Source organism: Komagataeibacter kakiaceti JCM 25156, assembly GCF_000613305.1.
Window position 1 is genome coordinate 1 of the sequence record NZ_BAIO01000103.1, and the last position, 6,706, is coordinate 6,706.

General features: G+C 62.1%; 7 protein-coding genes and 3 pseudogenes. 7 read left to right on the forward strand and 3 right to left on the reverse strand.

Annotated features, from left to right (window positions below):
* Positions 1-232 (forward strand): DUF1269 domain-containing protein (locus JCM25156_RS07750; RefSeq protein WP_025812678.1); only part of this gene is annotated, 232 nt, incomplete at its 5' end.
* A gap of 107 nt (positions 233-339) precedes the next feature.
* Positions 340-1,454 (forward strand): annotated as a pseudogene (locus JCM25156_RS22535) (L-dopachrome tautomerase-related protein).
* Between the two features lie 54 nt (positions 1,455-1,508).
* Here the strand turns inward: JCM25156_RS22535 and petA are convergent.
* Positions 1,509-2,143 (reverse strand): annotated as a pseudogene (gene petA / locus JCM25156_RS22540) (ubiquinol-cytochrome c reductase iron-sulfur subunit).
* Positions 2,144-2,499: 356 nt separating this feature from the next.
* Here petA and JCM25156_RS07765 point away from each other — a divergent pair.
* The 3 genes and pseudogenes from JCM25156_RS07765 (at position 2,500) to JCM25156_RS22550 (ending at position 3,663) form a co-directional block, all read left to right on the forward strand.
* Complete coding sequence (locus JCM25156_RS07765; protein WP_025812679.1) at positions 2,500-2,688, forward strand: YqaE/Pmp3 family membrane protein; 189 nt, start codon at positions 2,500-2,502, stop codon at positions 2,686-2,688.
* Positions 2,689-2,695: 7 nt separating this feature from the next.
* Positions 2,696-3,339: pseudogene (grxB, locus tag JCM25156_RS22545) on the forward strand (glutaredoxin 2).
* A 108-nt stretch (positions 3,340-3,447) separates the two neighbouring features.
* Positions 3,448-3,663: a hypothetical protein gene (locus tag JCM25156_RS22550; protein WP_025812680.1), complete on the forward strand. Its 216-nt coding sequence runs from the start codon at positions 3,448-3,450 to the stop codon at positions 3,661-3,663.
* Positions 3,664-4,067: 404 nt separating this feature from the next.
* Here JCM25156_RS22550 and JCM25156_RS22555 read toward each other — a convergent pair whose 3' ends face one another.
* On the reverse strand, positions 4,068-4,574 hold the full coding sequence (locus tag JCM25156_RS22555) for a hypothetical protein (RefSeq protein WP_051577504.1): 507 nt from the start codon (positions 4,572-4,574) through the stop codon (positions 4,068-4,070).
* Positions 4,575-4,904: 330 nt separating this feature from the next.
* Positions 4,905-5,231, reverse strand: a complete 327-nt coding sequence (locus JCM25156_RS07785; protein ID WP_025812681.1) for a hypothetical protein — start codon at positions 5,229-5,231, stop codon at positions 4,905-4,907.
* Between the two features lie 319 nt (positions 5,232-5,550).
* On the opposite strand from JCM25156_RS07785, the gene JCM25156_RS07790 reads away from it, so the two are divergent.
* The gene (locus JCM25156_RS07790) at positions 5,551-6,315 is read left to right on the forward strand and encodes an SDR family NAD(P)-dependent oxidoreductase (RefSeq protein WP_025812682.1); all 765 of its coding nucleotides are present in this window, start codon (positions 5,551-5,553) and stop codon (positions 6,313-6,315) included.
* A gap of 26 nt (positions 6,316-6,341) precedes the next feature.
* Positions 6,342-6,656 carry an antibiotic biosynthesis monooxygenase family protein gene (locus JCM25156_RS07795; RefSeq protein WP_025812683.1) on the forward strand — a complete coding sequence of 105 codons (315 nt, stop codon included), beginning with the start codon at positions 6,342-6,344 and terminating at the stop codon, positions 6,654-6,656.
* The last annotated feature ends 50 nt before the right edge of the window (positions 6,657-6,706 follow it).

Sequence of the window (6,706 nt, forward strand, 5' to 3'; positions counted from 1 at the left end):
GTCCGATTACGGGATTGATGACAATTTCATCAAGTCGCTCGGCTCCACCATTCCGGTCAACACCTCCGCGCTGTTCATACTGGTGCGCAAGTCGCAGCCGGACAAGGTGCTGGCGGACCTGAAGCAGTTCAGGGGCCATGCCCGCCTGCTGCAGACCTCGCTCTCACCCGAAAACGAGAACAAGCTGCGCGCGGCGCTGGGCCAGATGGCCGCCCCCGCCCCCACGGCCTGACAGGCACACACACACGCGCCCTGCATGGTCACGGCCATGCGGGGCCTTTCCACACGCAGGCGTGATACCACATTGCCCACGCGGTGTTTCATCATGGCGCCATGCAGATGATCCGTTCCCGCTGGCGCCTGCGTGGCGCGGTTCTCCTGGCCATGGTGATGGCCCTCCCCCCGTTCCTGCGGCCCGCGCGGGCGGATGGGAGACTGCACACCGCGTGGACCTCCGCGCGCGTGCTCAACGCCGTGACCGTGGCGGATGACGGGCGGGTCTTCGTCTCCTTTCCCTATTGGGGCGGCGGCGGCACGGGGCCGACGGTGGCCGAGATCGACCGCAATGGCCAGCCACACGCCTTTCCCGATGCCCGCTGGAACCATCCCGATGGCACAAAGGGCGACCTGCAGCCCTTCGTGCGGGTCAACGCGATCCGCATGGGGCCTGATGGCCTGCTGTGGGTGGTTGATTCGGGTGATGCGAATGTAGCGGCGCGCCCAGCCCGGCATCCGGCCCGCCCGCCCGCCTGCTGGCGTTCGATATTGCGACGGGCAGCGTGGTGCATGCCGTATCGCTGCAGGCGAGCAGCACGCCCCACAGCTACATGGATGACATCCGCTTTCACGGCCATACGATTTTCGTAACCGACGCGGGCGATCCCGCGCTGGTCGTGGTTGATCTCCAGACCGGGCAGCAGCGCCGCGTCCTGTCCCATGACCGCTCGACGACCGATGAGCGCCCGATGTATGCTGAAGGGCGACTGCTGCGCACGCATGACCAGCCGGTGCGCATCCATGCCGACCAGCTTGAGGTCTCACCCGACGGGCGGAAGCTTTATTTCCAGCCCAGTTCCGGCCCGATGTGGGTCGCCCCCACCGCCGCGCTGGAAAACCCGGCCCTGTCCCCCGCCGAACTGTCGCGCAGCGTAAGCCTGTTTTATGACACACCCACCACCGGCGGCACCGCCATTGACGGGGATGGCAACCTGTATGTGTCGGATGTGAACAGACTGCGCATCCTGCGCATCACGCCGCAGGGCAGGGCCACGACACTGGTGCATGACAAAAGGCTGGTCTGGGCCGACGCCATGTGGATCGACTCGCACGGCACGCTATGGATACCGGCCGTACAACTGAACCGGACGGCCACATTCCAGCCCGATGGCGTATCGCGCCTGCACCTGCCGGTTGCGATCTATACCATGGACCTGCATCTCAAGCCCGTGCGGTAGGTAGCTGGATTCCGGCCTGGATGCCGCCTTTTTGAAAAAAGGCGGCGCTTCCTGTCAGAGCTGGAGAATGGTTGAAAAATCAAAGTCCTGCCCCGCCGGGTTTTCCCCCAGCCGGATAAGGGTGGGCGTGGGCATGTATAAGGCGGCACCGGCAGGTTGTACGGCGCGGGCGCGCCCCGGAAAACCCGCCCCGCCAGATCGAAGCGGGAGCCGTGGCAGGGGCAGGCGTACCCCCCCGGCCAGTTTCCTTCCCCCTGCCCCTGCGAGAGCGGGCGATAGGCGGGCACGCAGCCCAGATGCGTGCATATACCCACCACCACGCCATAACGGGGATCGACCGAACGGTGCCAGTTGGCCGCATAGGGCGGCTGCTGGAGATCGTGCGACTGTCCATCGCGCAGGCGGTCGGTCAGGCCCGCGTCACGCAGGGCGTCCAGCGCTTCGGGGGTGCGGTGGGTGATGAATACCGGCTTGCCCTGCCATGTCACCACGATCTGCTGGCCCGGCGGCAGGGTGGAAATGTCCACATCAACCGGCAGATGCGCCGCCGCGCTGTCACGCGGGGCAAGACTTTGCAGGAATGGCCACAGGCACGCCCCGGCCCCCGCCGCCGCCGTGGCGACGGTGACAAGCCCAAGGAAATTCCGACGCCCACCGGGCGTGGGCTGTGTATCCGATCCATTTTCCATCGGCATATTTTTATCGCCATCATGGCGGGAAAGAAAGGCCGGACGCGGCCTCTGACCCCGCCCGGGGAACAGTCCGCAAATCATAAGCACGTTTTTGGTGAAGCTTCTCTCAAAAAGCCTCAGAAAACGCCGCCTTTTTCAGAAAAAGACGGCATCCGGAAACTTTTACTATTTCCAAGCAGGTTTTTAACGGCGATACGCCAGCAGGACCACCGGCGCAACAGGAGCCGCCCACGGGCGATATGACAGGACGGCCCTCACAACGACGTTCCTGACAATACAGGACATGCCCATACCCCGGTGAAGCCGCGCCAGAACCACCCGCCGCCCGATCGGGCGGCTACAGGAGAACCGCCATGCGTCTTATTCTTGCCCTGCTGTTACCGTGGTTGCAATTCTTTACAATCGGCCGCCCCTTCGCAGGCATCATCTGCCTTGTCCTGCAACTGACCGTCATTGGCTGGGTACCGGCCGCGATCTGGTCCGTCTATGCCCTGAGCCAGTACAACACCGACCGCAAGATTGCCCGCATGAACCGTTCCTGAGGTCTGGATGAAACTCTATACTTACGACCACTGCCCCTTCTGCGTGAAGGCGCGGATGATTTTTGGCCTCAAGCACATCCCCTTCACCAATGTCGTGCTGCTGAACGACGACAGTGAAACCCCGATCCGCATGGTCGGGCGCAAGCTGGTGCCCATACTGGAACATGAAGCCGCTTCATGCCCGAAAGCATGGACATCGTGGCCCATGTGGACGCAATGGACGGCCATCCCGTGCTGACAGGGCCGATACGCCCGGAAATCAGCCGGTGGCTGACCGCGCAGCAATCCGCCTTCATTCCCCTCATCCTTCCCCGCTTCGGCGGCGCGCCGCTGCCGGAATTCGCGACAACGGCCGCCCGCCTGTATTTCATACGCAACAAGGAAGACATGGTGGGGCCGTTCAATGAACGCCTGGCCGAAAGCCCGGCGCTCCGTGCCCGTATCAATGCAGGCCTGGTTCATCTGGCGGATCTGATCGCGGGGCCTGATGCGGTCAATGGCGTGCTTTCAACGGATGACATCCATCTGTTCGCCTATCTGCGCAGCCTGACGATCGTGGCGGAACTGCAATGGCCCGCGGCCGTACGGGCGTACTGCGCGCGCATGTCCCAGGCATGCGGAATCCCGCTGCTGGACGGCATGGCGGCCTGATGACGGAACAAACGTGAAAAGGGGGTGTGGAAACTGTGGGGGCGGGCCGACCGTTTCCTGCCCATGACACTCGCCACAGACCGGGCGCGACAGACCGGGAGATATTCCATGTCAGGACCCTATGAAACGCCCCCCCCGCCAACAGGGCGGCGCGGTTCCACACCCTTTGACGTATGGGTGCGCAAATCCCTTCATGACAGGTTCGATACGGTATGTACCGAAAGCATGCCGCTCGAAATCCTGACCCAGTTTGACATGGTCTGCCATCAGCCCTACCCCGCCACGCCGCCCGCGCCGGGAACCCGGCATGGGCGGGATAACTGAGTTGCCACCTGCCTGAACGGACCGTTCAGATGTGGATTTTTTTTGCCAGACTCCACCTGATTCCATTTGACAGGCCCCGCCCCCGGCCTGAATGGAGCGTAAGAGAATCCTTATTATGGCGGAAAATAGCCATTTGCTGTCTCTGAACAGCAACATTAAAATGGATTCGCAAGCCTGAACATCGCCGCAAACCCTGTGGATAAGTCTGTTGACCTTTTGGGAGCCACAGCGCGCTGTTAGGGAGTCGGGCGTATTTCGTGATTTGTTCCGTGGCGGCTTTCAGCTTGGCAGATGCAGCGTGACGCTGTTCTGCGCATCCGCCAGCCATTCCCGCCGCAACGCCTGTGTCCAGTCCCGCCGCACCCCCGTATGATGGGCGAGATTCCACGGGTTGCCGTCCAGCCTTACGGCGGCCCAGCCTCGGGGGTTTCGCCATCGGGCAACAGGCCGACCAGCGTCATGTTCGACATGGGGTCATAACAGGCGAACTGTTTTTCACAGCCCTGGAAAACCAGTTGCAGGCCATGGGGGGATTTTTCGCCCCGGCTCAGGTGCAGGAGCAGGGTGCCGCCGCGCTTTCCCTCGGCGGAGAAGATCATGCTGCCACCGCCCTGCACGTCAACCGGCAGTATCGTCACCCTGTTGGAATGGGAATGGTTGATGACGATGGTGCCGCCATCGAGCGTCAGCAGCCCCTGGTTCCAGTCATGCAGTTCATGCAGCTTCATGTGCAGCCACGCCCCGGCACTGATCAGAATGGGCTGCGAATGAATGGAAAAATGGGACACGACTTCCCTGCGGCATTCAATGAGGGCCTGCCGGATCGTGTCCATGTTGAAATACCCGGCGGCAAGGGAAAGTCGCCCGTCACTACATGACACCGCCGACGCCGAACCGTCCCGCCTACCCATGAAACGCCATCTCCCGAACGCACGCGCACGCCGTCATGACAGGAAACATGGCTGAAACGCCATCCTGACAGGAAACGATGCACGTTTTACTGCGTTACTGAACTTAACCAATAATATGTCAGAAAAATGTCGGTATTATTCCGACACAACCCATAAATTATCAAAAACCGTTCCGTCTATTTCAATACATGATTGGTCCGTGCAATAATAGATAAATTCAAATCGTTAGCATTTTAACACTATATCGCCGTCCTGTCCAATTATCCATGCCCGGATACGGCCGGTCCATGACAGTTGTGCATTAACGACTGTTTTTTACGGCGCGCGCACTCAATGCGCCGGTGCTGGCCGGGAGGGATGGGTGGCGGCGTCCTCATCGCGCTTGCGTTCGGCGTCCTCCACCTCGTCCTCCTCGAACATGGCGCGACATTTGGGGGTAAGCTGGTCAAGCTTGCTTTCCAGGCATTCCGTCATCAGTTTCTCGTTCGGAATGTCAAGAAAACACAGCCGGAACACATCGCCCTTGCAGGCGCTGGCCTGGTCATTGCGCCCGGCGGCCAGCGCGGTCGTGGCGGCCACGGTCATGAGAAGAACGAAATGGAATATCCAGATCAGGCCCCCTGCGCCATAACGCAGGATGACTGGAATGCATGGCATCCGACTGCCCCCTTACAAACATTGCGTGGCCACTTGTTATATCATTGAACAGCGCATTGCAGTTTGCCACTCAAGTCAAGCCGGATCGCTGCAAGGCAGCCATCACGCAGCGTAGTCCCCCGCCCCGGACGGATTCCATGGGAAATCGGACATTCCGCCTCATCAATACGTGATGCCATGCGGGGAAGGGCCGCCACGCCGCGTGCCACGGATGGATGGCTGCCATACGGATATGGTCACCATCGGGGGCCGTTTTCATGTTTCCAGCCCCGTGTCGCGGCCTATGATCGCACCCACCGACAGCAATCAGGACGGGTTCATGAACAGCGTCACTTCCTCCCTCCCCCCGCAGTTACCCGGTGTCATCATCGTAACGGGCGGCAGCCGGGGCATCGGCCACGCGATCAGCGCCCTGCTGGCCCGGCAGGGCCATGCCGTCGCCATCAATTACGCCACCAACGCCGCCCCGGCGGAAGAACTGGCCAGCACCATTGCCGCGCAGGGCGGCCGGGCGCTGGCGGTCAGGGCCGATATTTCAAAACCCGAAGACATCCGCACCCTGTTCACCCGCGCGGCGGAACTCGGCCCGCTTGCCGGGCTGGTCAACAACGCGGGCATTACAGGCGCCAAGGTCCGTATTGACGAGCAGACCCCCGAGACGCTGGCGGCGGTGTTTGACATCAATATCCGCGCCACCATGCTCGCATCGGGCGAGGCCGTGCGCCGCATGTCCACCCGCCATGGCGGAAAGGGCGGCGTCATCGTGAACCTGTCCTCCGTCGCGGCGCGGCTGGGCGGGCTTCCCGGCCTTGTGCCCTATGCCGCCACCAAGGCGGCGGTCGAAACCTTTACCCGTGGCCTCGCCAACGAGGTGGCGCGCGAGGGCATACGGGTCAACGCCGTGGCCCCGGGCCTGACCGCCACGGACATGGTGCCCCCCGAGATAGAAAAACTGGCCGAAACCGTGGTCCCCATGGGCCGTGTCGGTCACGTGGACGAGATCGCGCAGGCCGTGGCCTTCCTGATCTCTCCCGCATCGTCCTATATGACAGGCAGCGTGATGACGGTATCTGGCGGTCGCTAGGCCCGGCACGCAACAGGAGAAACCACATGTACATCGCCATGAACCGTTTCCGCGTCCCCCCCGAGAACGAGCAGGAATTCCGTGATCGCTGGCTGGGCCGCGAGGTACATCTGCGCACGGTGCCCGGTTTTGTCAGCTTCCAGTTCCTGCAGGGCCCCCGGCAGGAGGATCATATCCTCTACGCATCGCACACCGTGTGGGAATCCCAGGAAGCCTTCATCGGCTGGACCCAGTCGGAACAGTTCCGCATCGCCCATGCGACGGCGGGCAGCCGCAAGCCGCTCATGTCCGGCCCGCCGGTGTTCGAGGGATTCGAGGTTTTGCAGAATATCGAAAACTGACCGTCACACCCACCCATGACCGTAAAGAGAGACGCGATGCGCCCAGCCGC